Annotated in this window: 25 protein-coding genes and 2 tRNA genes; 12 read left to right on the top strand and 15 right to left on the bottom strand. The window is 68.3% G+C overall.

Features of this window, described 5'->3' with window-relative positions:
- Positions 1-55 precede the first annotated feature (55 nt).
- The 5 genes from ACODS4_RS06810 (at position 56) to ACODS4_RS06790 (ending at position 6339) form a co-directional block, all read left to right on the top strand.
- Positions 56-2104 (top strand): lytic transglycosylase domain-containing protein, encoded by a 2049-nt coding sequence (locus ACODS4_RS06810; RefSeq protein ID WP_488861990.1) that lies wholly within the window; start codon positions 56-58, stop codon positions 2102-2104.
- A 46-nt stretch (positions 2105-2150) separates the two neighbouring features.
- The gene (gene moaB, locus ACODS4_RS06805) at positions 2151-2687 is read left to right on the top strand and encodes a molybdenum cofactor biosynthesis protein B (RefSeq protein ID WP_488862157.1); all 537 of its coding nucleotides are present in this window, start codon (positions 2151-2153) and stop codon (positions 2685-2687) included.
- A 1-nt stretch (position 2688) separates the two neighbouring features.
- Positions 2689-3726 carry a phosphotransferase family protein gene (locus ACODS4_RS06800; protein WP_488861988.1) on the top strand — a complete coding sequence of 346 codons (1038 nt, stop codon included), beginning with the start codon at positions 2689-2691 and terminating at the stop codon, positions 3724-3726.
- A gap of 73 nt (positions 3727-3799) precedes the next feature.
- Positions 3800-5506, top strand: a complete 1707-nt coding sequence (locus ACODS4_RS06795) for a tetratricopeptide repeat protein (RefSeq protein ID WP_488861986.1) — start codon at positions 3800-3802, stop codon at positions 5504-5506.
- An 8-nt stretch (positions 5507-5514) separates the two neighbouring features.
- Positions 5515-6339 (top strand): arginase family protein, encoded by an 825-nt coding sequence (locus ACODS4_RS06790; protein WP_488861984.1) that lies wholly within the window; start codon positions 5515-5517, stop codon positions 6337-6339.
- Between the two features lie 4 nt (positions 6340-6343).
- Here the strand turns inward: ACODS4_RS06790 and ACODS4_RS06785 are convergent, their stop codons facing one another.
- Complete coding sequence (locus tag ACODS4_RS06785; RefSeq protein ID WP_488861982.1) at positions 6344-7087, bottom strand: helix-turn-helix domain-containing protein; 744 nt, start codon at positions 7085-7087, stop codon at positions 6344-6346.
- Positions 7088-7291: 204 nt separating this feature from the next.
- Between ACODS4_RS06785 and yddG the strand changes: the two genes are divergently transcribed.
- The 3 genes from yddG to ACODS4_RS06770 all read left to right on the top strand — a co-directional run bounded on the left by yddG (position 7292) and on the right by ACODS4_RS06770 (position 9718).
- Positions 7292-8215 (top strand): aromatic amino acid exporter YddG, encoded by a 924-nt coding sequence (yddG, locus tag ACODS4_RS06780; protein ID WP_488861980.1) that lies wholly within the window; start codon positions 7292-7294, stop codon positions 8213-8215.
- An 82-nt stretch (positions 8216-8297) separates the two neighbouring features.
- A complete protein-coding gene (locus tag ACODS4_RS06775; RefSeq protein WP_488861978.1) occupies positions 8298-8636 on the top strand; it encodes a hypothetical protein in 339 nt (112 codons plus the stop codon).
- Between the two features lie 167 nt (positions 8637-8803).
- A complete protein-coding gene (locus tag ACODS4_RS06770; protein ID WP_488861976.1) occupies positions 8804-9718 on the top strand; it encodes a LysR family transcriptional regulator in 915 nt (304 codons plus the stop codon).
- Between the two features lie 9 nt (positions 9719-9727).
- Here ACODS4_RS06770 and ACODS4_RS06765 read toward each other — a convergent pair whose 3' ends face one another.
- Positions 9728-11365 (bottom strand): GMC family oxidoreductase, encoded by a 1638-nt coding sequence (locus tag ACODS4_RS06765; protein WP_488861974.1) that lies wholly within the window; start codon positions 11363-11365, stop codon positions 9728-9730.
- Between the two features lie 231 nt (positions 11366-11596).
- Between ACODS4_RS06765 and ACODS4_RS06760 the strand changes: the two genes are divergently transcribed.
- Positions 11597-12508, top strand: coding sequence for a LysR family transcriptional regulator (locus ACODS4_RS06760; protein ID WP_488861971.1), 912 nt, complete (start codon positions 11597-11599; stop codon positions 12506-12508).
- Positions 12509-12847: 339 nt separating this feature from the next.
- The gene (locus ACODS4_RS06755; RefSeq protein WP_488861969.1) at positions 12848-13594 is read left to right on the top strand and encodes a phytochelatin synthase family protein; all 747 of its coding nucleotides are present in this window, start codon (positions 12848-12850) and stop codon (positions 13592-13594) included.
- A 13-nt stretch (positions 13595-13607) separates the two neighbouring features.
- Here ACODS4_RS06755 and ACODS4_RS06750 read toward each other — a convergent pair whose 3' ends face one another.
- The 3 genes from ACODS4_RS06750 to ACODS4_RS06740 all read right to left on the bottom strand — a co-directional run bounded on the left by ACODS4_RS06750 (position 13608) and on the right by ACODS4_RS06740 (position 14666).
- On the bottom strand, positions 13608-14354 hold the full coding sequence (locus ACODS4_RS06750) for a glucose 1-dehydrogenase (protein WP_488861967.1): 747 nt from the start codon (positions 14352-14354) through the stop codon (positions 13608-13610).
- A gap of 156 nt (positions 14355-14510) precedes the next feature.
- Positions 14511-14587 (bottom strand) — tRNA-Asp (locus ACODS4_RS06745).
- A gap of 3 nt (positions 14588-14590) precedes the next feature.
- Positions 14591-14666 (bottom strand) — tRNA-Asn (locus ACODS4_RS06740).
- Between the two features lie 210 nt (positions 14667-14876).
- Between ACODS4_RS06740 and ACODS4_RS06735 the strand changes: the two genes are divergently transcribed.
- Positions 14877-15455, top strand: coding sequence for a hypothetical protein (locus ACODS4_RS06735; RefSeq protein WP_488861965.1), 579 nt, complete (start codon positions 14877-14879; stop codon positions 15453-15455).
- Here the strand turns inward: ACODS4_RS06735 and panD are convergent, their stop codons facing one another.
- Entirely contained in the window at positions 15456-15884 is a 429-nt protein-coding gene (panD, locus tag ACODS4_RS06730; protein WP_488861963.1) for an aspartate 1-decarboxylase, read from the bottom strand.
- Positions 15885-16300: 416 nt separating this feature from the next.
- On the opposite strand from panD, the gene ACODS4_RS06725 reads away from it, so the two are divergent.
- Positions 16301-16810, top strand: a complete 510-nt coding sequence (locus ACODS4_RS06725; protein WP_488861961.1) for a winged helix DNA-binding protein — start codon at positions 16301-16303, stop codon at positions 16808-16810.
- Positions 16811-16954: 144 nt separating this feature from the next.
- On the opposite strand, the gene ACODS4_RS06720 is transcribed toward ACODS4_RS06725, so the two are convergent.
- From ACODS4_RS06720 to ACODS4_RS06680, 9 genes are all read right to left on the bottom strand, one after another.
- Positions 16955-17716 carry a LamB/YcsF family protein gene (locus tag ACODS4_RS06720; RefSeq protein WP_488861959.1) on the bottom strand — a complete coding sequence of 254 codons (762 nt, stop codon included), beginning with the start codon at positions 17714-17716 and terminating at the stop codon, positions 16955-16957.
- Between the two features lie 18 nt (positions 17717-17734).
- Positions 17735-18757 (bottom strand): 5-oxoprolinase subunit C family protein, encoded by a 1023-nt coding sequence (locus tag ACODS4_RS06715; RefSeq protein ID WP_488861957.1) that lies wholly within the window; start codon positions 18755-18757, stop codon positions 17735-17737.
- Positions 18754-19536 (bottom strand): 5-oxoprolinase subunit PxpB, encoded by a 783-nt coding sequence (gene pxpB, locus ACODS4_RS06710; RefSeq protein WP_488861955.1) that lies wholly within the window; start codon positions 19534-19536, stop codon positions 18754-18756. Before pxpB ends, ACODS4_RS06715 begins: the two co-directional genes overlap by 4 nt.
- 86 nt (positions 19537-19622) lie before the next feature.
- A complete protein-coding gene (locus ACODS4_RS06705; protein ID WP_488861953.1) occupies positions 19623-20387 on the bottom strand; it encodes a substrate-binding periplasmic protein in 765 nt (254 codons plus the stop codon).
- Positions 20388-20486: 99 nt separating this feature from the next.
- A complete protein-coding gene (locus tag ACODS4_RS06700; protein WP_488861951.1) occupies positions 20487-21269 on the bottom strand; it encodes a putative hydro-lyase in 783 nt (260 codons plus the stop codon).
- Positions 21270-21442: 173 nt separating this feature from the next.
- A complete protein-coding gene (locus ACODS4_RS06695; protein ID WP_488861949.1) occupies positions 21443-22147 on the bottom strand; it encodes an ABC transporter ATP-binding protein in 705 nt (234 codons plus the stop codon).
- Between the two features lie 4 nt (positions 22148-22151).
- Positions 22152-22871, bottom strand: coding sequence for an ABC transporter ATP-binding protein (locus tag ACODS4_RS06690; RefSeq protein ID WP_298375845.1), 720 nt, complete (start codon positions 22869-22871; stop codon positions 22152-22154).
- Positions 22871-23869 carry a branched-chain amino acid ABC transporter permease gene (locus ACODS4_RS06685; RefSeq protein ID WP_488861947.1) on the bottom strand — a complete coding sequence of 333 codons (999 nt, stop codon included), beginning with the start codon at positions 23867-23869 and terminating at the stop codon, positions 22871-22873. The genes ACODS4_RS06690 and ACODS4_RS06685 overlap by 1 nt, the downstream gene beginning before the upstream one ends.
- A complete protein-coding gene (locus tag ACODS4_RS06680; RefSeq protein WP_488861945.1) occupies positions 23869-24735 on the bottom strand; it encodes a branched-chain amino acid ABC transporter permease in 867 nt (288 codons plus the stop codon). Before ACODS4_RS06680 ends, ACODS4_RS06685 begins: the two co-directional genes overlap by 1 nt.
- Positions 24736-24738 lie beyond the last annotated feature (3 nt).

Genomic DNA, 24738 nt, shown 5'->3' with positions numbered 1-24738 from the left:
AGGGCGTGTGAATCCTTTGCTTGCGGTTTGATCCAAACTGAGTTAATTGGATCGAATGCTCTGGAAATTGTGCAGTGCAGCATACAGGGCCGCGCACGCGGTCCCGCTGCGACGCAACCTTCTGGGCGTTCTGGGAACGACGGTGGTCATCACCGTGGCTCTCGCCGGATCGGGCGCCCTGCGCCCGGCCCGCGCCGCCCTTATTGTTCATGCCTCGGACGGGCGCCCCGTCATTCCGTCCGAGGCCGAGACCATGCCCGAACCGTTGCTTTTGGCCTCGGATCGTGAGGCGCGCGCCGTCCAATTGACTCAAGGCGACGCCGAACGCTACGTCCGCATCTTCGCCTTGCAGGATCAAGCCGACTGGGACGCCGCCGACGCCGAAATGCGCCTGCTGAAGGACCGGCGGCTGATCGGTTATGTTCTGCGCCACCGCTATCTGCATCCCGACCGCAAGGCCAATTTTGACGAGCTGGCGTTGTGGATGCAGAAATATGGCGATCTCGCCGGGGCGGAGCGCGTTTACAACCTCGCCCAACGCCGCCAACCCTCGGGCGACCACAGCTTGAAACCGCCGCGCGGCGACGACGCGGTTCGGCTGAACGGCTCGCTGGAACAGTTGGGCGGCCTGCGCACCGTGTCGGCCAAGACCGAAACGTCGGGCGACGACGCCGCCAGTGGCCCGGACGCTGTGACCATCGCCCCGCGCAGCCGCACCGTCAACCGAACCCGCGCCGATCACGCCGCCGTGACGCGGATTGAGGATCTGGTGCGCGCAGGCCGCGCCGGGGCGGCTTTGGCCCTGTTGGGACAGGACGATTTCTCGCGCACGCTGGACTCGGTTCAGTACGACGCCGCCCGCGCCCGCATCGCCGCGTCTCTCTACTACAGCGGCGAGACCGCCCAGGCGCTGGCGCTCGCTTCGGCCAGCGCCGCGCGGTCGGGCGACGCGCTGCCCGAAGCCCAGTGGATCGCTGGGTTGGCCGCGTGGCGGTCGAAGCAGTTTGACCGCGCGTCGCGCCATTTCGACGGCATGGCCGCGTCCGGTCCGCGCTCGCCCTGGCAGGCCGCCGCCGCCGATTACTGGGCCGCCCGCGCCCACACCCGCCTGGGCCGCGCCGCCGAGGCGCTGTCCCACCTCGCCGCCGCCGCCCGCTACCCGCACACCTTCTACGGACTGCTCGCCCGCCGGGCGTTGGGCGGGATCGATCAGGTGGAATGGCAAGCGCCCGAATTGACTGGCGCGCAGTTGGCCGCCCTGGCCCGCAAACCGGCGGGCGCCCGCGCCATCGCCCTGCTGCAAACCGGCCAACGCGACTTGGCCGAGCTGGAGTTGCAGCGCGTCCACCCGCAAGGCGATCCCCTGGTCGAACAGGCGCTGGTGAGTCTGGCCGACCGGGCCGGACTGCCGACTCTGGCTCTGCGCCTGGGCAACGCGGTCGCCGGTCCGGACGGGTCGGCCTACGCCGCCGCGCTCTACCCGCTGCCCTATTGGAAGCCGCGCGATGGCTTTACGCTCGACCCCGCGCTGGTGTTCGCGGTGATGCGGCAGGAATCGCGCTTCGACGCCCGGCTGGTCAGCTCCGCCGGGGCCACCGGGCTGATGCAGATCCTGCCCAGCACCGCCCAGCATGTGCAGGAGCGCAACGCCGACCTGACCAGCGCCGACGCCGACCGCGCCGCGCTCGTCGATCCCGCCCGCAACATGGAGCTGGGCCAGCGTTATCTGAGCGAACTGCTGGCGATGCCCGACGTCGGCGGCAACCTGTTCCTCGCCACCGCCGCCTACAACGCCGGGCCGGGCACGCTGCTGCGCTGGCGGCGTGAGATGAGCGACGTCGCCGACCCCCTGCTGTTCATCGAAAGCCTTCCCTTCGCCGAGACCCGCGACTATGTGGAGAAGGTGATGGCGAATTACTGGATTTACCGTCTGCGGATGGGCCAGGAAAGCGCCTCGCTGGCCGCCGTCGCCGCTGGCAAATGGCCGGTCTACGCCGCCCCGGCTTTCGCCGAGGACGCTCACGCCCCGGCGCAGGTCGCTTCGCGACCGACGCCGATGGTCGAACAGGTCGCCGAACGGTCTTCGGGCAGCCCGATCCAGTGATGGAGTGGGCGGCCCAATGGCCACCCACCCCTTGATCGGAACCCGCATGCCGAAGATCGACGAAAACCGCCCCTTCCTGCCCGTCAACATCGCCGTCGTCACCGTGTCCGACACCCGCGTCGCCGCCGACGACCGATCCGGTGACGCGCTGGTTGAACGGCTGACCGCCGCCGGGCATCGGCTGGCCGCCCGCGCCATCGTCAAGGACGACGTCGCCGCCATCCGGGCGCTGGTCCAGGCCCACGTCGCCGATCCGCAAATCGACGTCGTGCTGACCACCGGCGGCACCGGCGTGACCGGGCGCGACGTCACCCCCGAGGCGGTCGAAGCGCTCTATGAAAAGGCGATTCCCGGCTTTGGCGAATTGTTCCGCCAGCTCAGCTACGCCAAGGTCGGCACCTCGACGATCCAGAGCCGGGCGACCGGCGGCGTCGCCAACGGCACCTACATTTTCGCCCTGCCCGGCTCGCCCAGCGCCTGCCGCGACGCCTGGGACGACATCCTGGTGTGGCAGCTCGACAACCGGCACCGCCCCTGCAATCTGGTCGAGTTGATGCCCCGCCTGCGCGAGCACCAGATCTGACATGACCGACCTGCGCCTTCTGTTGGAAAGCCGGGCGGTGATCGACGCCCTGCGGCGGTTGCCGACCCTCAACGCGCTAAACCCTGGCGCGCTAAACCCTGACGCGCTCAGCCCCGACGCGCTGGAGCCGCTGCCGCTGAAGGGCGTCGCCCATGACCATCTGCGCCTGCGCGGCTGCGCCCTGATCCTGCGGATTCCGCGCTGGAGCCAGATGGGGCTGGATCCCGCCGCCGCGCTCGCCCATCAGGCCGCCGCCTTTCAACGGGCCGAGGCCTCGGGCCACACCCCCCGTCTGGTCGCCACGCTGCGACCAAGCGACGGCTTGCCAATGGGGGCGCTGCTGGTGACGGAAATCGTCGGACGCGCGCCGCGCCTGCCCGCCGACATGGCGGCCATCGCCCGCGCGCTCGCCTCCCTGCATCGGCTGCCGCCGCCCGCCGATCCGGCCCCGCTGCCCTGCCCCGCCGATCCCGCCGCCGCCCTGCTGGCGCAGGTCGAACGGCAAGCCGCCTGGTTCGACGCCGCCCGCCTGACGCCCGAGGCCCGAACGTTGATCGCTGAGGAATTGGACGCCGCCCGACGTGACAAGGTGGCCGCGCCGATGCCGATCGCCACGGTTGGGGTGGACGTCCACCCCGGCAATTTCCTGATCGACGACGCCGGGAAAGCCTGGTTCACCGATCTGGAAAAGCTGCAATACGGCCATCCCGCCATGGATCTGGCCCACGCCAGCCTCTACAGCTCGACCAAATGGGATCCGGCGGTCAACGCGGCGCTGAGCGCCGCCGAGGTCGCCGCCTTCCACGCCGCGTGGGTTGCGGCGGTCCCGCCCGCCTTGGCCGAGGCGACGCGCCCGGCGCTGGGGCCGCTGCGCCGTCTGACATGGCTGCGCACCCTGTCCTGGATGGCCCGCTGGTCCACCGAGGGCGCGGCCCTGTCGCCCGGCATGCCCGACGCCCTGCGCGCCCACATGGACGCCCACGCCGCCGACATCCTGCGGGCCGAGCGGATCGAACGGATCCGCCGCGATTGGCTCTAGACCTTTGCCGCCGATTGCGCGGTTAATAGGGATGGTTGACACTCAAATGACAGCGCGCAAGGCGAGGCACAGCATGACGAGGTTCCAAAACGGGTTGCGCCTGGGGTCGGCGCTGCTGCTGTCCGGTCTGCTGTTCGCGCTTCCCCCCAGCCCAGCCCAGGCGGTCGAACCGCCGGGACCGGCGATCGGCAGCTATTTGGCCGGGCGCTTCGCCCAGCATCAGGATGATTGGTCCGCCGCCGCCCTCTACATGGCTCAGGCGTTGGCCGCCGACCCCGACGACCTCACCTTGCTGCGCCGCACCTTCCTGCTGAAGCTGGGCGAGGGCAAGATCGACAGCGCGCTGGAGCTTGCCCAACGGGTGCTGCAATCGGACAGCGACCCGCAAATGGCCTTGGCCCTGCTCGCCGCCGACGGGTTGGCCGACGCGCGGTTGGGCGACGCCGAGGCGTTGGCCGCCCGCATCCCCGCCGACGGGCTGGGCAAATTCATCGGCCCGCTCACCAAGGCGTGGTTGGCCCAGGCGCGCGGCCAGACCGACAACGCGCTGGCCGCGCTGGAGCCGCTGAGCAAAATCAGCGGTTTCGCCGCCCTGCACAATCTGCACGCCGCGCTGATCCTTGATCTGGCCGGGCGCACCGAACAGGCGGCGGCGCGCTACGCCAGCGTGACGGAAAGCGCCGCGCCGCTGCGCGTGGTGCAGATCGTCGGCAATTTCATGGAGCGCACCGGGCGCGTGGCCGAAGCCCGCAAACTCTACGAAACCTTCCGGGCGGGGGCGACCGACAGCCTGATGGTCGAACCCGCCGTCGACGCCCTGGGCGGCGGCGCGACCACCGCCCGCACCATCCGCGATTCCCGCGACGGTCTGGCCGAGGCGATGTTCGACCTGGCCAGCGCCCTGCACCACGAAAACGCCGATGAAACCGCCCTGCTGTTCGGGCGGTTGGCCCTGCATCTGCGGGCCGATCTGCCGCTGGCCCGGCTGATGATCGGCGACATCATGACCCTGCGCGACCATCACGAAGAGGCGTTGGCCGAATACAGCTTTCTGACCAAAAATCCGATCCTCGGTTGGTCGGCCCGGCTGCGCGCCGCCGACAGCCTCGCCCGGCTCGACCGCGCCGACGAGGCCATCGCCAATCTGAAAGCGCTGACCGCCGAGCACCCGGAACGCACGGACGCGCTGGTCCGGCTGGGCGATCTCCAGCGCTTCGCCAAACATTACGACGAGGCCGCCGAATCCTACAGCGCCGCCTTGACCCGGATGGCCCCGCCGGACGAGCGGCAATGGCCCCTGCTCTACGCCCGCGCCATGGCTTACGAGAAGGTTGGACGCTGGCCCGAGACCGAAGCCGACCTGAAAGCGGCGTTGGCGGTGAAGCCCGACGAACCGACCCTGCTGAACCATTTGGGCTACAGTTGGATCGAGCGTGGCGAAAATCTCGACGTCGCCAAGGGGATGGTCGAACGGGCGGTGGCGCTGCGCCCACAAGACGGTTACATCGTGGACAGTTTGGGCTGGGCGCTGTTCAGTCTGGGCGATTTCAACGGCGCGGTCGACAAGCTGGAACGCGCGGTGGAGCTGAAACCGCTGGACCCGACGATCAACGACCATCTTGGCGACGCCTATTGGCGGGTCGGTCGGCGCAACGAGGCCCGTTTCCAATGGACCCGCGCGCTCCGCATCGCCGAAGAGAGCGAGCAGAAGGACGCCATCCAGGCCAAGCTGGACAAGGGCCTGCCTGAAAACCCCCACGCCGCCACCGTGAAACGCTGACCCCCCCAATGGCCACCACCGCGAGCCTGACCATCTTCCAAGGCCGCAGCGGCGACCGCAACCCGCGCGCCATGGCGGGGGCGGCGCGGCTGGGGGCTGACCTCGCCCGCCGTCTGGGGCGGACGATCACCGCCGTCGGCGCGGCGGAACCGCCGATTACCGGCCTGTGGGACGTTCAGTTGGCCGCCGCCCGTCCGGCGCTGCGCGGCCTTGCCGACGCGGTGGCGGCGGCGCTGGCCGAACCATCGCCGACCGTGACGGCGATGGGCCGTTGCGCCGCCGCCCTGGCGACGCTTCCCGTGATCGCCCGCCAACGACCCGACGCCTGCGTGGTCTGGTTCGACGCCCATGGCGACGTGAACACGCCCCAGGCGTCGGACAGCGGCTATCTCGGCGGGCTGGTGGTCAGCGCGGCTTGCGGCCTGTGGGACAGCGGGCTTGGCGCCGGGCTGGCGTTGGGCAACGTCGTGCTGGTCGCCGCGCGCGATCTCGATCCGGCGGAATGGGCGCTGATCGAATCCGGGGCCTTGCGCCATGTCCCGGTCGGCCCCGATCTGGCGGCGCGGCTGGCCGAGGCGGCAGCGGGTCGCCCGGTTTACATCCATCTCGACGTGGACGCGCTCGACGCCGGTCTTGTCCCCAGCGAGTATCAGGTGGCCGACGGCCTGTCCTTCGCCGATCTGCGCGCCGCCTGCGCGGTTCTGGCGGAGCGGTCGGTCATCGGCCTGGAAATCACCGAGTTCGAGGATTCTTGGCCGGACGGTCGCCCCGGCGAGACCGGCCCGTTGATCGACGCGCTGGATCCGCTGCTGCGCGTTCTGGCCGCGCCGTAGCGGGTCAGCGCCCGCGCAAGGCCCCCGGCGTCACGCCCCGGCGGCGTTTCAGGCTGCGGGTCAGGGCGCTTTGGTCGGAAAAACCGACGGCGAGCGCCACTTCGGCGGGCGGCAGGTCGCCGCTGCGCAACAGCGCCTCCGCCCGATCCAGCCGCAGATCATTGAGGAAACGGGCGGGCGTCGTCCCGGCGCGGGCGCGGAAACGCTCGTGAAACTGGCTGGGGGACAAGCCGACGGCGTGGGCCAGCTCGGCGACGCTCAGCGCCTCCCCGCAGCGCGCGCGCATCAGCGCCTGCGCCCGCGCGATGGGATCGCCCGCCGCGCCGTTCGGCGACGGGGCGCGGCGCCGCTCCAGCGCGCGCAGCAGCAGGGCCGCCGCGTGGTGGGCGGTCGGATCGTCGAGCGGCGCGTCCGCCGCCTCGCTCGCCAGATAGCGGATGAGCGAATCCAACGCCGCGTCCACCGCGAAAAAGGCGTCGGCCTGGCGCAGCGCCGCGTCGGGCAACAGCGCGTGCGGCGGCAGGTCCAGCACGACGAAACGGTTGCCGCCACGCGCCAGAAAGCTGTGCGGCGTGCCGTCGGCGACGATCACCCCTTGCCCGTCGCCGACGCGGCCCTGTTCGGCGTTCACCGCCATCTCCAGCGATCCGGCGACCGGCAAAACGATCTGGTGAAAGCGGTGCGCGTGCCGCCGCTCCCGCCCGTCATAGCTGCGGGTGGCGACGGTCAGGCGGTGGGGCTGGGCCACGCGGGCAGGCTCCTGTCACGACGATGCGAACCACCATGCTACGCCGGGAAGGACCAAGCCGTACAGGCCGGACGCGCGTCCTCGACCGGAGTTCACCGACCGGAGTTTCGGTCAAAACAGCCCGGAGTTCAGGACAAGACCAGGACGGCGCGTCCGGCTATGGTCCGGCTTCCGCGCACGCCCGCGCCCTCTCTGGACTCCGCCATGACCACCGCCGCCGCCCGCTCCTCCGTGTCCCGCGCCACCGCCATTGGGGCCACCGCGATTCTGATGTGGTCCACCCTGGCCCCGCTGGCGACGCTGGCCGGGCGGGTGCCGCCCTTCCAACTGGTGGCGACCTCCTTCCTGCTGGCCTTTCTGGTCGGCAGCGGCTGGACGGCGGCGCGCGGCGGCAACCCCTTTTCCTATTTCCGCCAATCCCTCCCCGCCTGGGGCTTGGGGGTGGGCGGCCTGTTCGGCTTTCACTTCCTCTATTTCATGGCCCTGCGCGCCGCTCCGCCGGTGGAGGCCAACCTCATCAACTATCTGTGGCCGCTGTTGATCGTGCTGTTCTCCGCCCTGCTGCCGGGGGAACGGCTGCGCTCCTGGCACGTCGCCGGGGCGGTCGGCGGTTTGGCCGGAACGGTTTTGCTGATTCTGCGCGGCGGCTCCGGCGATCCCGCGCAAGGCTGGTTGACGGTCGAGGCGGCGCATCTGCCGGGCTACGCCGCCGCGCTGGGCAGCGCCGTCACCTGGGCGGGCTATTCGGTGTTGCGCCGCCGTCTGGGCCAGATCGGCGACGCGCCGACCGACGCGGTCAGCGCCTTTTGCCTCGTCACCGCCATCCTGTCGCTGCTCTGCCATCTGGGCTTGGAGGACACGGTGTGGCCGGGCGACGCCCTGGGCTGGGCGGCGCTGCTGCTGCTGGGGCTGGGGCCGGTGGGCGCGGCCTTTTTCGTCTGGGACCATGGCGTGCGGCACGGCGACATCCGGGCGCTGGGGGCGCTGTCCTATCTGGCCCCGCTGCTGTCCACCCTGCTGCTGGTCGCCTGCGGTCTCGCCCCCAACAACGGGATCATCTGGGTCTCCTGCGCGCTGATCGCCGGCGGCTCCCTGCTGGCCAGCAAGGATTTGCTGAAACGGGGGTGACGACGGCGACGCGCCCACTTCTCAGCGAATGATGATCTTGGCAGGATGCCATTCTCATCATCGCCATCAATTGGGTATGCCCATGAAGAAAATCGCGTTTTTCTGCGTCGCCGCCGTCTTGAGCGGCTTGGCCGCCACCGCGCAGGCCGCCGACAGCTACAAATTCAACCTGCACAACAAATCGTCGGATTCGGTCATCAACGGCTTCCGAACCTACGAAAAGGGCGCCTGGAGCAAGAACTGGATCGACTTCACCCTGAAGCCCGGCGAATCCGCCGAAATGGATTGGGGCAGCGACGACGGCAATTGCGTCGTGCCCTTCAAGGTGAGCTGGATCGGCTATGACGCCGAAGAGTTCAAAGTGGATTGGTGCAAGGTCCACAACGTCTACATGCTGGACAAGGGTTTCCGTTTCGACTGAGCCGGGTCGCCTGGACCGGAGCCGGAACGGGGCGCCGCCGCCCAAACGGCGCCGAACGTCCCCGTCCGGCCTCCGGCGGCGGTTCCGCGCCCGCGCGCCATATTGACACGCGATCCGCCCATCCCCTCTCATAGCGCTCTGTTATCGTTGTGGGAGGCTCGGGCGCCATGGATCTGCGGCAGTTGCGCTATTTCCTGGGCATTGTCGAGCATGGCTCGATCTCCCGCGCCGCCGAGGCGTTGCGGGTGGCGCAACCGGCGCTCAGCCTGCATCTGAAGCGGCTGGAGGAGGATTTCGGCTGCCAACTGGTGTTGCGCACGGCGCGCGGCGTGGTGCCGACGGAAAGCGGGCGGCGGCTGGCCCAGCGCGCCATCGGCCTGATCGAATCCATGGACAGCCTGCGCGACGACGTGCGCGCGGTGGAATCCGTGCCGTCGGGACCGGCGACCGTCGGCATCCCGACCTCGCTGGGGCCGGTGTTGACCGTGCCGCTGGCGCTGGCGGTGCGCCGCGCTCACCCGCTGATCCGCCTGCGCGTGGTCGAAGGGCTGTCGGGCCACATGCTGGAATGGGTGCTGTCCGGGCAACTCGACCTCGCCTTGATTTTCGGGGCGAAGGACATGGGCGGGCTGAACACCGAATTCGTGGCGCGCGAACAGCTTCATCTGGTCGGCCCCGCCGACGACCCGCTGTTGCGCGGACGCGCCGCCATTCCCTTCGCCGAGGCGCTCGCCTTGCCGTTGATCCTGCCCGGTCGCCCGCATGGCGTGCGCGAGGAGGTGGAGCACGCCGCCCTGCTGGCGCGCGGCTCGGTCAATGTGGCGATGGAGATCGACGCGCTGGAGCAGATCAAGGCGCTGGTCGCCGAGGGCTGCGGCTACACCGTGCTGTCGGAACGGGTGGCGCGCTACGGCGCGGCGGCGGAGCGTTTGACCGGCCTGCCCATCGCCGACCCGCAGATCAACCGAACCATCCTGCTGGCCCACGCCGCCGGACGCCCGATGCCGGTCGCCGCCCGCGCCGCCCACGCCATCCTGCGCGGCCTGCTGGCCGATTTGACGCGGGACGGCGCGTGGAAGTGACGCGCGCCCTCAGCCGCGCCCGCCCGCCTTGCGCGCCGCCCGCATCAGCGCCGCGCCGCGCTCCGCGATCATCACGGTGGGCGTGTTGGTGTTGCCCGACGTGATGGTCGGCATGATCGAGGCGTCGATCACCCGCAAGCCGCGCAGCCCCTTAAAGCGCAATTCAGTGTCGGTGACGGCGGACGGATCGTCGTCGCGACCCATCTTGCAGGTGCCGATGGGGTGGAAGATCGTCGTGCCGATGTCGCCCGCCGCCTTGGCCAGTTCCTCCTCGCTCTGATAGGACGGGCCGGGCAGATGCTCGCGCGGGTTGAAGGGGGCCAGCGCCGGTTGCCCGACGATGCGCCGGGTCAACGCCAGCGCCTTGGCCGCCTTGGCCCGGTCGGCGGGGTCGGTCAGATAGCGCGGGGCGATGGCCGGGGGGGCGAGCGGGTCGCGCGAGACGATGCGGGTCCAGCCGCGCGAGGCCGGACGCAGGTCGCAGACGCTGGCGGTGAAGGCAGCGAAGGGGTGCAGCGGCTCGCCGAACTTGTCGAGCGACAGCGGTTGGACGTGATACTCCAGATCCGGCGTCGCCACCTCCGGCCCGGACGCGACGAAGGCGCCGAGCTGGCTGGGGGCCATGGTCAGCGGCCCGCGCCGGAACAGCGCGTAGTCCAGCCCCATCATCGCCTTGCCGATCAGGCTGTTCGCCCGCTTGTTCAGCGTCGTCACGCCATCGACCTTGAAGATCATGCGCAGTTGCAGATGGTCCTGCAAATTGCCGCCCACCGCCGGGGCGTCCAGCGCCACCGGGATGCCCAAATCCTTCAGATGCGCCGCCGGGCCGACGCCGGAGCGGTGCAGAATGGCGGGGGAGCCGATGGCCCCGGCGGACAGCACGGTTTCCAGCCGGGCGGCGGCCCGCGCCGCCTGCCCCTTCACCGAGAACTCCACGCCGGTGACGCGGCCCTCCGCAATGGTCAGCCGGTCGATGACGGCGTTGACGACGACGGTCAGGTTGGGCCGCATCAGCACCGGGCGCAGAAAGGCTTTCGACGCGCTCCACCGCACGCCGCTTTTCTGGTTCACCTCGAACGCGCCGACGCCCGCGTTGGTCCCCCGGTTGAAATCGTCGCTGGGCAGGATGCCCGCCTGTTGCGCCGCCTCGGCGAAGCGGTCGAGCAAATCCCAGCGCAGCCGCTGCCGCTCCACCCGCCATTCGCCCCCCGCCCCGTGCAGGTCGCCAGCCCCGCGCCAATAATCCTCGCTGTCCTTGAAGACCGGCAGAACCTGATCCCAACTCCACCGCTGATCGCCGGTCAAAGCGGCCCATTCGTCGTAATCGCGCGCTTGGCCCCGCATGGCGATCATGCCGTTGATCGAGGAGCAGCCGCCCAACACCTTGCCGCGCGCGTAATGGATGCTGCGCCCGTTCAGTCCCGGCTCGGCCTCCGTCCGATAGCACCAATCGGTGCGCGGGTTGCCGATGCAGAACAGATAACCGGCGGGGATGTGCAGCCAAATCCAATCATCCTTGCCGCCCGCCTCCAGCAGCAGCACCCGCATGTCGGGGTCCAGCGACAGCCGGTTCGCCAGCACGCAACCCGCCGTGCCGCCGCCGACGATGACGTAATCATAGGCGCCGAAATCCTGCCGCTCGCTCATCGGACGTGTCCCCCGGTCGTTCTTGCTGTTTCGTCCGGGTCATTAGATTGCTGACCGAACGGATGATCCAATGATTTATCGCAAAGCCTGATATTGGTTTTTCTTATAATTCCAGCGTCGGCTGGCCGCCGCAAGGGCGGCGGCGCGCCCGCGTGGGCGCGGAAAAGCCTGCGTGGCGTTTGAACGCGATACGGAACGCCAAGCCTTTGGCGTTCCGGTATAAGAATCGGCATGGACCACCAGCTTCTCCGCGCCTTCGTCACCATCGCCCGCGAAGGCACCCTGACCCGCGCCGCCGAACGGCTGTGCGTCAGCCAACCCGCGCTCAGTCTGCAACTGAAGAAGCTGCACGAACAGATCGGCCACGCCCTGTTCGAGCGCACGGCCCACGGCATGCGGTTGAGCGAGGCGGGGCGCCAATTGCTGCCCGCCGCCGAACGGGCCTTGAGCGCGTTGGCCGAGTTTCGCGGGGTGGCCGACGGCTTGTCCGGCGCCGTCGCCGGGCGGCTGCGCATCGGCACCATCGTCGATCCCGAATTCCTGCGCCTCGGCCCCTTCCTGAAACGGCTGGTCGAGCGTCACCCGCGCCTGACCACCGACCTGTCGCACGGCATGTCCGGCGCCGTGGCGCGCGAGATCGTCGCCGGACGGCTGGACGTCGGCTACACGCTGGGCGCCCCCGGCCTGCCGGAACACGCAGAGCGCTGCGCGGTGACGCCGCTGGCGGTCTTCGCCTACCGCGTCGTCGCCCCGCCGGGCTGGGGGGAACGGGTGCGCGGGCGCGGCTGGCGCGAGCTGGCCGCCCTGCCCTGGATCGGCACGCCGCCGGATTCCGCCCACCACCGCCTGACCGCCCGCGCGTTCGAGCGCGAGGGCGTCCGCCCGCAGATCGTCGCCCAGGTCGATCTGGAGGCGTCGATGCTGGATCTGGTGCGGTCGGGCATCGGCCTGTCGCTGGCGCGCGACAGTCTGGCCCTGCGCGCCGCCCACGCCGACGGCGTCGCCCTGGCCGACGCGGTGTCGGTCGAGGCCAGCCTCGGCTTCCTCTGCCGGAAGGAGCGCCGCCACGAATCCGCCATCGCCGCCGCCCACGCCGTGATGGCCGACGTGTGGAGCGACGGCCCATGGAAAAGGCTCGATTAGAGCGCCGCGCTCAAAACATGAAACAGCATGCGGCGCTCTATGCCTTTGTTTATCGAGCATCTTCACGCGTCAAATCGATTCCGATTTAACGCGATCTGCTCTAAGCATCCCGTGGCGGACGCTGACGATGCGGCTGGTTTCTTCGGCGAGTTGGGGCGACTCTCGGCCCCCCGCCCTCTTCCCCGGCCTCAAAACCAGACCGCGCGAAGAATGTTTGGGCGGTTTTGCCGAGTCCGAGATCCCCCCTCCTCCCTCTTGGCGATTCTGGTGCGATGCACCATATGCCGTCTTCACCCGCAATCGCGAAGGGACGGCTGGCGTGAAGGAGGAACAGGGACGATGACACGCGGATTGATGACGACGAGCCTCGCCCTGTGGCTGGCCGCGCTGGCCCCCACCCACGCGCAAGAGGCGATCAAAGCGAAATTCGGCCCCAACGCCGAACCGATCACCCGATCATCCGGCTTTGTCCGCGCAACCCCAGCGCCGGATTACTGGGCGCTCAGCCCCTTTTACGTCCCGCAGATCACGGGCAGCGCCTGTTCGCTCGCCAGCGTCGCCATGATGATGAACGCGCTGCGCGGCCTGCCGGACGGGGCGGCGGATCGGCTCGTCACCCAAAAGCAGCTTCTCGACGCGGTGGACGACGACCGTTGGCGCGACGCGGTGGCCGAGGATGGCGAGGGGATCTCCTTCACCGACCTGGCGCGTTACGTGCGCCGCAGCCTTGAGGCCTACGGGCTGGACGCCGAGGTCGAGGTCTTTCGCCCGCAAGACGACTCGCCGCGCACGCTCGCCGCCCTGCGCCGCATCCTGGCCGACAACGAGCGGAGCGACGACGACGTCATCCTCCTCGCCTTTGACCAGGGCACGCTGACCGGCGACGTCGGCGGCGGTCACATCGCGCCGCTGGGGGCCTATGACGCGGCGACGCGGCGGGTTCTGGTGATGGATCCCGACCGCAGTTGGTACGTGCCCTATTGGACCAGCGACGAAAAGCTGCTGGCCGCCATGCTGAAGCCCGACCGGGCCGACCCGGAGGGCAGCGGCCTGATCCGCGTCCGCGCCCGCCGGGTGTCCGGTTAACCGACCAGCGGATTCAGACGCAGCGCCCGCCATCGACCTCCAGACAAACCCCGGTCAGAAACTCGGCCTCGTCGGAGCAGAGATACAGCGCGGCGTTGGCGATGTCCGTCGGGGTGGACAGTCGGCCCGCCGGGATGGAGGCGAGGAATTGCGCCCGCCGTTCGGGCGAATCCTGGCCCATGAAACGGTGCAGCATGCCGGTTTCCCCGGCCACCGGGTTGATGGCGCAGACGCGGATCTTGTCGGGCGCCAGTTCGACCGCCATCGACTTGGTCAGCGTGATGACCGCCCCCTTCGATCCGTTGTACCAGGTCAAATTCGGACGCGGACGCAAACCGGCGGTGGAGCCGATGTTGAGGATCACCCCGCCGCCCTGCTCGCGGAACACCGGCACGGCGTGGATGGCGCTGTGGTAGATCGACTTCACGTTGACGGCGTAGATGCGGTCGAAGGTCGCCTCGTCCACCTCCAGCATCGAGCCGAAACGGTGGGTGTATCCGGCGTTGTTGATGAGGATGTCGAGCCGACCGAACTCCCCCACCGCAGCGGACACAATGGCCCCGTAATCCTCGCCCACCGACACGTCGGCGCGGACGGCCAGCGCCGCGTCGCCGATGGAATCGGCCACCCGCCCGGCGGCGGCCTCGTCCAGATCGGCGACGATGACCTTCGCCCCTTCCGCCGCGAAGCGTCGCGCGATGCCTTCCCCGAAACCCGAACCACCGCCGGTGACGACGGCAACCTTGCCCGCAAGACGCATGAGACGATCCTCCCACGGAATGGCCGCCCATTCGGGCGACGATTTGGCGCATGGCGAAGAGCGCATGATAGCGCGAAGTCCGCCCAAGGGGCAGGCGCCAAAGCGTGTGATCGTCGTGGGGGTTTTCCCCCAGAAAGGGGGGAGACTTTGAGAGAATGGCGCGAGTGACGGGACTTGAACCCGCGGCCTCCGGCGTGACAGGCCGGCGCTCTAACCAACTGAGCTACACCCGCGTCTGGCTCCCGGTGCTGGACTCGAACCAGCGACAAGCGGATTAACAGTCCGCTGCTCTACCAACTGAGCTAACCGGGAACGGAGTGCGGCTTATAAGGGTGATCGCCGGACTTGGCAAGAACAAAATCGCGTCGCGTTGGATTTTTTATCAAAAGGTGTAATTTTCACGCCAACTGAGAATTTTAAACACCTCTTGGTTGAATATCTCCGGTTCGGCGACTTGACAAACCCGGCGTCTTGCGGCTTCTTCTCCCCCCACATCCCCATCCCTGACGCAACAAGGCCCCGATGCCCGAGGTCGTCCCCTTCGCCGCCGCCCGCGCGGCGCTGATCGCTCGCTTGACCGAACAGCTTCCGCCGTCCGCCGAGTGGGCCGGACGCCTGATGCTGATGCCGGACGGCCAGCGGGTGGAGCCAATGCCCGCGATGGACGCCGTGGAGTCGCTGCGCGCCTTCCGCGCCGGGCTGGGCGAGGCCGTCGGCCCCGCCGCCTGCTCGGTCGGCGGCGTTTGGGTGTCGCGGGAGGATTGCCTGGATTGGGACGGGCTGCTGGCCCCGCTGGCGGTCGCCGCCGCCTATGTGATCGGTCGTTCGCAATCGACCAGCGGCTTCGCGGCGGAGCTGTTCCGCTGCAAGACGGCGCTGTCGGGCTGGGGCGTGCGGGGTTTGCGCGGCGATCCGGCGGTGGCGCGCGCCGCCGGTTACGCGGTGATCGCGGTCAGCCGCCGCCCCGACGATCAGGAAATCGTGCTGGACCGGGTGATGGACACCTTCGCCTTCGCCATGCAGAGCCTGGGCGAACCGACGGTTGGATCCACCGACCTCGACCGCCGTTTGGTCCGCCGCGCCGCGCCAATGCGGCGCTGATTAGGCCGTTTCGGGAATCAGCCCCTCGCGGATGGCGAAGCCGTAGCGCCCTTCCTCCAGCGCCGTGACGTCGTAATGCAGCGCCTTGTCGACGCTGTTGTCGGCGTTGAAGGTCAGCACGCGCGGTTTCAGCGCGGCGATCTCCGTCGGCTGGCAGTACCAGGAGGCGGCGACGATCACCTCGTCCCCCGGCTGGCAACTGCGCGCCGCCGATCCGTTCAACACGCAAGCCCGCGATCCGCGCTCGCCATAAATCACATAGGTGCTGATCCGCGTGCCGGAATTCTTGTTCCAGATCTCGACGAACTCCAGCGGCACGATGCCGACGGCCTCGCAATGTTCGGGATCGAGCGTGATCGACCCCTGATAATTCAAATTGGCGTCCGTCACCCGCAGGCAATGCAGCTTCGCCCGAACCACTTTAATCATCGACGCGTCCCCCGATTCGTCTGTGACAGAGGAGAGCGTTTGTAAAGCCCATGATGGAAAGGGCAAGCGGTCTTTGTGCGGCGCAACACGCTTCCTCATCCATTGCGCCTATGGAGTCCCCACCCGCGATTGCCCGGTTTCGTCAAAAAGACGGGTCCAGCGCGAAGGCTGGACCCGCTCCAGTCGGGAGGAGTGGCGGCGACCGCCCCGGACATGCAGGGGGGGACAAGGACAGCCGACGCCTTCGGACGGACCGCTGGCCGCCCGAACCGGGATCGCCATCGACGACCGGATCATCGGTTCCGGTTGAGACGACGGCGATATGTCGATAAATTGCCAAGCAAGATTGCGAATTGACCTCTGAAACCTTGCGTCTTCGGCGCGCGTTCGGGGGCTTGGCGAAAGAAAACGACCCGATGAACGCTCAACCGATCGTTTCGTCATCCCATCTGGCGTCCGAACACAGCGGCGAAACCAGCGAGTTCGAGTATGGCCTGATCGTCGCGGGCAACGCCTTTCACCGTTGGGTCGTGCGCTGCATGACGGCGGCGGGCCTGCCCGATCTGTCGGCGCTGGAGGTTCTGTTGCTGCACAACGTCAACCACCGCGCCCGCGACAAAAGCCTGGCGGACATCAGCTTTGTTCTGAACATCGAAGACACCCACATCGTCAATTACGCCCTGAAGAAGCTGCACCGGCTGGGACTGGTCGAACGCGGCAAGCGCGGCAAGGAAGTCACCTACCGCACCTCCGAGGTCGGCAAGGACGCCGTCAACCGCTACCGCGCCATCCGCGAGGATTGCCTGATCCGCTCGCTGGAGGCGCTGGGCACCGTCGATCACAAGCAGATCGGCGAGGCCGCCAACCTGCTGCGCGCCCTGTCGGGCATCTACGACCAAGCGGCGCGGGCGGCGACCTCGCTGTAGGGGGTTTGCACCGGATCGTCACGGACGTGACGATCCGTATTGCGTTCAAACGCCACGCAGGCTTTCCGCGCCCATGGGGGCGCGCCGTCGCAGTCGCGACGGCCAGTCAACATTTGAAACGTTCCTTTCAAACGTTGACTGGCGTTACTCGACCGCCCGCACCGTCACCCCCGCCGCTTCCAGGGCGGCCCGCACCGCCGCCGCCATCGCCACGGCGGTCGGGGTGTCGCCATGGACGCAAATGGTGTCGGCGCTGATCGGCAGGCGCTTGCCGTGGCGGCTCGTCACCGCACCGTCCAGCACCATGCGGACCACCCGCTCCGCCGCCAATGCGGGGACATGGATCACCGATCCGGCGATCTTGCGCGGGGTCAACGTGCCGTCATCCTCGTAGGTGCGGTCGGCGAAGGCCTCGCGCACCACCCGCAGGCCCAACGCCTCCCCCGCCTTGTCCATGGCGCTCAACGGCGGCACGACGAACAGCAGGGCGGGATCCACCGCCTTGACCGCGCGGGCGATGGCCTGGGCCATGTCCGCGTCCAGCGCCGCCATGTTGTAGAGCGCGCCGTGCGGCTTCACATGGGTGACGCGGTGGCCGGACAGCGCGGCGCAGGCCTGCAACGCGCCGATCTGGTAGGCGACCATCCGTTCGATCGTCGCCGGGCTGTCGCCCTGGATGTTGCGGCGGCCAAAGCCGAGGATGTCGTTGAAGCCGGGATGGGCGCCAATCCGCACCCCCTTTTCCCGCGCCAACCGCGCCGTCTCCGTCATGATCGACGGATCCCCGGCGTGGAAGCCGCAGGCGATGTTGGCGGAGGTGACGATGTCGAGCATCGCCCGGTCGTCGCCCATCGCCCAGGCGCCGAAGCCTTCCCCCATGTCGCAATTCAGATCGATGGTCGGCATGATCCGCACTCCCCCCCTCTATTCCCAACCCGTCACGGCCCCGCCGATCAGGTTGAAGCCCAACAGCCGCGCGCTGTCATACAACGCGAAGCCGCCCGCCGCGCGCAACAGGCCGGGCAAACCGGCCAGCGTCGCCCGCCAGCGGGCGTGGATGGCCTGGGCCTCGGCGACGCTGACGGCGCGGAAGCGCAGGCGGTCGCCCGGCTTCTTCTGCGCCAGCGCCGCCACGTCCGGTCCGATGACGCAGGCGATTTTCGGATAGCCGCCGGTGGTCTGCCGGTCGGCCAGCAACACGATGGGCTGCCCGGTCCCCGGCACCTGGACCGCGCCCAAGGGGATGCCGTCGGAGGTGATGTTGAAGCCGCGCGCGTGCTCGATCACCGGGCCGGTCAGGCGGTAGCCCATGCGGTCGGCCTCGTGGCTGACGCTGTACTCGCCGTCAAGAAAGGCGGCGATCCCCGCCGGGGTGAAAGCGTCGTCCTGCGGCCCCAGCACCACCCGGATCGCCTCGCCGCGCACCGGCAACAGCGAGGGGTCGAGGGTGGCTTCGCCGCGATCCGCCGCCGTGTCGAGCCGCAACGGAATGCGGTCGCCCGCCTTCAGCGCCGCGCCATGCAGACCGCCCATGCGGCTGCGGCTGTGGGTGGCGACGCTGCCCAGCACGGGATCCAGGGCGAAACCGCCCTCCACCGCCCAATAGCCGCGCGTGCCTTCGCGCAGGGCGCCGACACGCAGCGTCTCGCCGTCGCGCAAGCGCAGACTGGTCCAGGACGGAACCGGCTGGTCATCGACGAACAGCGCGGCGTCCCCGGCCACCGCCAGACGCGCCGGCCCGCCTTCGACGGTCAGGCTGTCGCCAAGCATGGTGAACTCGACCGCCCCGTCGCTGGCGGGATTGCCGACCAGGGCGTTGGCGACGGCGTGCAGCAACGGATCGGCGGCGCCCGCCACCGACACGCCATAGCGCTGATAGCCGATCCGCCCGCGATCCTGCACGGTGGAGCTGGGTCCGGCGGCGGCGACGCGCAGATGGGTGGTCATGCGGCGGCTCCCTGCTGATCGTCGTCCTGATTGTCGTCCGTCACGGTTTCCTGGTCGGGCGACAGGCCGTCGCGCGCGGCCAGGCGGTCATACTCCGCCGCCGTGATCGGGGAAAAACGGATGCGGTCGCCCGGCGCCAGAAGAAAGGGCGGCGTCCGCCGCAAATCGAAGGTCTTGATCGGCGTGCGCCCCAGCAGATGCCAGCCGCTGGGCATGGCGATGGGCGAAATCGCCGCCTGCGCCCCGCCCTGCATGACGCTGCCCGCCGGAGTGACCATGCGCGGGTTTTCCCGGCGCGGCTGGTGCAGCGCGTCCGGCAGCCCGCCGAGATAGGCGAAGCCCGGCGAAAAGCCCAGCATGTAGACCCGATAATCGGCGGCGCAATGCAGGGCCACCACCTCGTCGGTGGACAGGTTGGCGCGGCGGGCGACGTCGTCCAGATCCTCGCCATGCGCGCCGCCGAAGCAAACCGGCACGATCCAGCGCCGTTGCGGCTCCGCCGTCGGACGCGCCAGATCCCGCGCCAGATCCAGCAAGGCCGGGCCAAGCGCGTCGGGCGAGGTCAGCGCCGGATCAAACACGACCAGAACCGAACGGTAGGTCGGCACCGTCTCCACCACCCCCGGCAACCCGGCGTCGGCGATGCGGCGGTCCAGCCGGTGAACGGCGGCGTTCAGCGCGGGGGCGACGCCCTCGCCCAATTCGACGATCAGCGCGCCGTCGCCGGCGGCAAGCAGGCGCGGCGACAGGCTGGGCGGCGACGGTGATGTCACGCTCATGGTCGGTCCCGAGGAACGAGAAAAGAAATTGGACGGCGGGCGCGATGGGGTCGAAGGCTCCGGCCCCATCGCGGCTTAAAGGCGGATCAGCGCGCGTATTTATCGAGAACCTGCTGATAAGCGCCGCTGGCCTTCATCGCCGCCACTCCGGCGTCGAAATCGGCGCGCAGCTTGGCGGTGTCGCGGGCCTTGGTGAAGGCGATGTAGCTGGGCAGGTTTTGCACCTCCGGCGTCAATTCCTTCACCTGCTCCAACGCGCCCTGCTGCTTCAGGAAATATTGCGCGACGTAGCGGTTGCTGGGCATCACGTCGTAACGGCCCGACAGCAGCTTTTTGACGTTGCTGTCGCTGTCGTTCGATTTCTCGACATTGGCCAGCACGCCGCTCTTGATCGCGTCGTCGATCACCGACCCGTAGCTGATTTGGTTGACCACGCCGATCTTGGCCTTGCCCAGCTTGGTCAGATCGCCGTCGAAGGTGATGGCCGAATCCTTGGTGACGAAGAAGGACACCACCTGCGGGACCAGAACCTCGGTCGAATAATTCAGGAACTGCTCGCGTTCGGGCGTTTTGTAGGCGGTGAAGATGGCGTCGGCCCCGCCCTCCTTCACCGTGTCGAGCGCGCGCGCCCAGGGCATGATCTCCACCGACACGGTGTGACCAGCCTTCTTCATCGCCTCGGTGACGATCTCATAGGCGATGCCCGCCGGTTTGCCGCCATCGTCGTAGATCAAGGGCGGAAAGCTGAGCGCCACCATGCGCAGCGCGTCGGCGGACGCGGGCAAGGCCGTGAAAAGGCCGGTGGCGAGCATGGTCGTGGCGAGGACGCCGGTCTTGCTGATGTGGGACATGGAAGAAGCCTCCGCTGTTCGTCGGATCGATGGAGTCTTTGTTCGCGATTCCCCTCTTCTGCGGAGGGGACTGATTGGATCACGAAGAGGCGAGCCGGATTACAATACAGACAAATGCGTGTTCAGGAGATCGGTGATGAGCATGGCTCCCGGGCTGTGGGTGATGGCGATGGGCGGACGGGCGGTGCGGATCGCGACCTGTGGCGTCACCCCACAGGCCCAGAACACCGGCACCTCGCCCGGCGCGATGGGAACCGCCTCGCCATGCTCGGGGTGGGCGATGTCGCGGATGCCGATGGCGGCGGGATCGCCGAAATGCAGCGGCGCGCCATGGACCGAGGGAAAGCGCGAGGTGATCTGAATGGCCCGGATAGCGTCGCGCGGCGTCATCGGCCGCATCGTCACCACCATCTTGCCGGAAAAGCGCCCGGCGGGGACGCAATCGATGTTGGTCTCAAACATCGGCACGTTGCGGTTCAACGCGACGTGCCGCACCGGAACGCCGTCGGCCAACAGCGCCTCTTCAAAGGAGAAGGAGCAGCCCAGCAGAAAGCTGACGAAATCACCCTGCCACAGATCGCGGATGTCGGGCCGCTCCTCGGTCAGCACGCCGTCGCGGTAGACGCGGTAGCTTGGCACGTCGGTGCGGATGTCGATGTCGGCGCCCAAAGTCGGCAAGGCCGGGTCGCCGACCTCCGACACCGCCAGCAGCGGGCAGGGTTTCGGGTTGGCGTGGCAGAAGCGCAGGAAATCCCCCGCCCACTCGGCGGGCAGAATGGCGAGGTTGGCCTGGACATGGCCGGGGGCCAGCCCGGCGGTCTGCCCGGCATAGGCGCCCGAGCGGAAGCGGAGGCGTTCAGCGGCGGCGGAGAGAGTGGTCATGGATGGAGTTCCGGGGTTGGGTGGTCCATAGGATCAAAAAGGTGGGCTTCGACTGCCCCCTCCCTAACCCTCCCCCGCCTGCGGCGGTGGAGGGGACAGATGCCGGTCCTCCACAAGGCCCCCTCTCCCGCAACGCGGGGGAGGGTTTGGGGAGGGGGCAACCGGAAGAGCGCTCACATGCCCAGATACGCCTGCCGCACCTCGTCGTTGCCGAGCAGATCGGCGCCGCTGCCCTCCATCACCACGCGGCCCGTCTGAATGACATAGCCCCGGTCGGCGATTTCCAAAGCGCGGTGGATGTTCTGTTCGACCAGCAGGATGGTGATGCCGCGTTGGCTGATGAGTTGGATCGTCTCGAAAATGCGCGTCACCAGCTTCGGCGCGACGCCCCAAGAGGGTTCGTCGAGCATCAGCAGATCCGGTTGGCTCATCAGCCCCCGGCACATGGCCAGCAACTGCTGTTCGCCGCCCGACAGGGTGCCCGCCTGCTGGCGGCGGCGTTCGCCCAGCACCGTGAAGGTGTCGTAGGCGAATTGCATGGTTTCCTGCCGCTTGTGCGCGTCCTGCGTGGTGAAGCCGCCCAGCATCAGGTTCTGTTCGACCGTCAGGCGGGGGAACAGGCGGCGGCCTTCCGGCACCAGGACCAGCCCCTTCTTGACCCGCTCATGGGCCGGGACGTTGGAGAGATCCTGCCCCTTCAGGGTGATCGAGCCGCCGTCCAGCGCGTTCAGACCGGCGATGGCGCGCAGCGTGGTGGATTTGCCGTTGCCGTTGCCGCCGACGATGGCGACGATCTCGCCCTTGTTCAGCGTCAGGCTGACGTCGCGGATGGCGGGGACGCGGCGGTAGCTGGATTGGATGTTGCGGACCTCAAGCATGGTCTCACTCCCCCAGATAGGCGGCGATGACGGCCGGGTTTTCGGCGATCTCCGCCGGGGTGCCGTCGGCGATCTTCGCGCCGTAATCCAACACCAGCATGCGATGGGCGATGGGCATGATGCCCTCCATCACATGCTCCACGATGATGCTGGCGATGCCGCGCTGGTGGATGCGGTGGACGAGCTGCGAAGCCTCGCGCACCTCGGTCTGGTTCAGACCGGCCATCACCTCGTCCAGCAGGATCAGCTTCGGTTCGGTGGCGAGCGCGCGGGCGACCTCCAGCCGTTTTTGCTCCGACACCGTCAAATCCGACGCCTGCGTGTCGGCCCGGTGCGACAGCCCGACGAAGGCCAACTCCTGTTCGGCCCGGTAACGGGCGTCGGCCACCCGCTTGCTGCGCAGCATCGCGCCGACCATCACATTTTCCAACGCCGTCATCGAATGGAAGATGCGGACGATCTGGAAGGTGCGGGCGATGCCGAGCGCCGCCGCCGCTTCCGGCGTCGTGCCGGTGATGTCCTGGCCCTCGAAGCTGATGCGCCCGGTGGTCGGGGTGTGGAACCCGGCCAGACAGTTGAACAGCGTCGTCTTGCCCGCCCCGTTGGGGCCGATCAGGCCGACGATTTCGGCGTGGTGGATGATGAAGCTGATGTCGCGGTTGGCGACCAGACCGTCAAAGGCCTTGCCCAGGCCGTCCACGGCCAAGAGAGGGGGAGCGTTCATCAGCGCGTCTCCGTTTTCTTGCCCGAACCGGGCAGATGGCGGCGCAAATCCTGCAAAAGTCCCAGGACGCCCGCCGGGCTGAACACGGCCACCAGGATAATCATCAGGGCGTAGATAATCATGTCGGTGCCCGACCCGGTGCTGCCGAACAGGGTCCGGCTGTATTCCTCGATGGTGATGAGGATCACCGCGCCCAGCACCGGCCCCATCAGGGTGCCGACGCCGCCCAGGATGGCGACCAGCGCGATCTTGATCGAGATCGAGGTGGCGAAGACCGAACCCGGATCGATGAACATTTCCTTCTGGGCGTAGAAGCTGCCGCCCACCGCCGTCAGGAAGGCCGAGACGCTGAGCGCGATCAGCTTGTAGCGGGTCAGGTTGACGCCCAGCGCGCGGGCCGCTTCCGGTTCGTCCTTGATGGCGCGGAAGTAGTAGCCGATGTGGCTGCGCTCAATCACCCAGGCCGCCAGGATCGTCACCACCAGCAAGCCGAGGATGATGTAGTAGTAGGGCAGCTTGGACAGGAAGACCATCGCGCCCCAACCGCTGCGGTCGAGCGGCAGCGACAGGCCGACCGCGCCCTCCAGAAAATCGCTGTTCGTCACCAGGATCTGGACGATCTCGGCCACCGCGATGGTCGCCATCGCGAAGTAATGGCCCTTCAGGCGGAAGCAGGGCCAGCCCATGGCCAGCGCGAAGACCACCGCCACCAACCCACCGGCCAACATGCCGATCCAGGGCGACAGACCCAGCGACAGGGCCAACATGGTCGAGGTGTAGGCGCCGATCCCGTAGAACACCGCATGGCCCAGCGAAACCTGCCCGGCGTAGCCGCCGACGATGTTCCAGGCGACGCCCATTTGCGCGCCCATCAGGATGAGAATGAAGAAGTTCAGCCGCGACGGATCGCTGACGGTCAACGGCAGAACAAGGGCGAAGGCGAGAAGAGCGACCGCTCCCAGGGCCTTGCGCGGTTCAACGACGGGTCGGTTCGACATCACGCTTTCCCCATCAGGCCCTTCGGGCGCACCAGCAGAACGATCAGCAGCAGCGACAGCACGATGGCGGTCTTGTATTCCGGGCCGATCACGAACCCGCCGACCACCTCGATCAGACCGACGATGATGCCCGCCAGAAAGGCCCCGGCGACGCTGCCGAACCCGCCCAACACGACGACGACGAAGGCGATCAGGATGAAGTTGGAGCCGACCTCCGGGAAGATCGGGAAGAAGGTGGCGATCAACCCACCGGCGATCCCGGCGCAGGCGGCGCCGATGCCCCAGGCCAGGGCGAACATCTTCTGACCGTCGATGCCCATCAGGGTCGCGGCCTCGCGGTCAATCGCCGTGGCCTCCAGCGCGGTGCCGAGACGGGTGCGGTGCAGGAAGAACCACAAGGCCCCGGTGACGCCCACCGCCCCCAGCGCCGCGATCACCTGCGGCAGACCGAACTGCACCGGCCCCAGGGCGATGTTGCCGCTGACCAGCGAATTCGGGATCAGCCGGTGATCGGGCTTCCAGAAAAATTGCGCCAGACCGCGCAGCAGGATCATCAGGCCGAAGGTCGCGAAAATCTGCGAGAGCATCGGCGCTTTCAGCACCCGGCGGATGACCGTCTGATAGACGACGATGCCGACGCCGAACAGCAGCAGCGCCGTGAAGGGAAGCGCGATCACCGGATCGACGTGGAACAGGGCGAAGGCCCAGAAGCTGGCGTACATGCCCAGCATGAGAAATTCGCCATGGGCGAAATTGACGATGTCCATCACGCCGAAGATCAGCGTCAGGCCAACCGCGACCAGGGCGTAGATCAGCCCGATCAGCAGGCCCGAGACGAGCACTTGAAGGAGAATGTCGGCGGTCATTGC

It is taken from the genome of Azospirillum sp. FG154 (assembly GCF_057809575.1).
This window is presented reverse-complemented; position numbering and strand designations above follow the sequence as displayed.

Coding starts and splice junctions, on each gene's coding strand:
- ACODS4_RS06810 (WP_488861990.1), top strand. CDS start 56: ATGCTCTGGAAATTGTGCAGTGCAGCATACAGGGCCGCGCACGCGGTC.
- moaB (WP_488862157.1), top strand. CDS start 2,151: ATGCCGAAGATCGACGAAAACCGCCCCTTCCTGCCCGTCAACATCGCC.
- ACODS4_RS06800 (WP_488861988.1), top strand. CDS start 2,689: ATGACCGACCTGCGCCTTCTGTTGGAAAGCCGGGCGGTGATCGACGCC.
- ACODS4_RS06795 (WP_488861986.1), top strand. CDS start 3,800: ATGACGAGGTTCCAAAACGGGTTGCGCCTGGGGTCGGCGCTGCTGCTG.
- ACODS4_RS06790 (WP_488861984.1), top strand. CDS start 5,515: ATGGCCACCACCGCGAGCCTGACCATCTTCCAAGGCCGCAGCGGCGAC.
- yddG (WP_488861980.1), top strand. CDS start 7,292: ATGACCACCGCCGCCGCCCGCTCCTCCGTGTCCCGCGCCACCGCCATT.
- ACODS4_RS06775 (WP_488861978.1), top strand. CDS start 8,298: ATGAAGAAAATCGCGTTTTTCTGCGTCGCCGCCGTCTTGAGCGGCTTG.
- ACODS4_RS06770 (WP_488861976.1), top strand. CDS start 8,804: ATGGATCTGCGGCAGTTGCGCTATTTCCTGGGCATTGTCGAGCATGGC.
- ACODS4_RS06765 (WP_488861974.1), bottom strand. CDS start 11,365: ATGAGCGAGCGGCAGGATTTCGGCGCCTATGATTACGTCATCGTCGGC.
- ACODS4_RS06760 (WP_488861971.1), top strand. CDS start 11,597: ATGGACCACCAGCTTCTCCGCGCCTTCGTCACCATCGCCCGCGAAGGC.
- ACODS4_RS06755 (WP_488861969.1), top strand. CDS start 12,848: ATGACACGCGGATTGATGACGACGAGCCTCGCCCTGTGGCTGGCCGCG.
- ACODS4_RS06750 (WP_488861967.1), bottom strand. CDS start 14,354: ATGCGTCTTGCGGGCAAGGTTGCCGTCGTCACCGGCGGTGGTTCGGGT.
- ACODS4_RS06735 (WP_488861965.1), top strand. CDS start 14,877: ATGCCCGAGGTCGTCCCCTTCGCCGCCGCCCGCGCGGCGCTGATCGCT.
- panD (WP_488861963.1), bottom strand. CDS start 15,884: ATGATTAAAGTGGTTCGGGCGAAGCTGCATTGCCTGCGGGTGACGGAC.
- ACODS4_RS06725 (WP_488861961.1), top strand. CDS start 16,301: ATGAACGCTCAACCGATCGTTTCGTCATCCCATCTGGCGTCCGAACAC.
- ACODS4_RS06720 (WP_488861959.1), bottom strand. CDS start 17,716: ATGCCGACCATCGATCTGAATTGCGACATGGGGGAAGGCTTCGGCGCC.
- ACODS4_RS06715 (WP_488861957.1), bottom strand. CDS start 18,757: ATGACCACCCATCTGCGCGTCGCCGCCGCCGGACCCAGCTCCACCGTG.
- pxpB (WP_488861955.1), bottom strand. CDS start 19,536: ATGAGCGTGACATCACCGTCGCCGCCCAGCCTGTCGCCGCGCCTGCTT.
- ACODS4_RS06705 (WP_488861953.1), bottom strand. CDS start 20,387: ATGTCCCACATCAGCAAGACCGGCGTCCTCGCCACGACCATGCTCGCC.
- ACODS4_RS06700 (WP_488861951.1), bottom strand. CDS start 21,269: ATGACCACTCTCTCCGCCGCCGCTGAACGCCTCCGCTTCCGCTCGGGC.
- ACODS4_RS06695 (WP_488861949.1), bottom strand. CDS start 22,147: ATGCTTGAGGTCCGCAACATCCAATCCAGCTACCGCCGCGTCCCCGCC.
- ACODS4_RS06690 (WP_298375845.1), bottom strand. CDS start 22,871: ATGAACGCTCCCCCTCTCTTGGCCGTGGACGGCCTGGGCAAGGCCTTT.
- ACODS4_RS06685 (WP_488861947.1), bottom strand. CDS start 23,869: ATGTCGAACCGACCCGTCGTTGAACCGCGCAAGGCCCTGGGAGCGGTC.
- ACODS4_RS06680 (WP_488861945.1), bottom strand. CDS start 24,735: ATGACCGCCGACATTCTCCTTCAAGTGCTCGTCTCGGGCCTGCTGATC.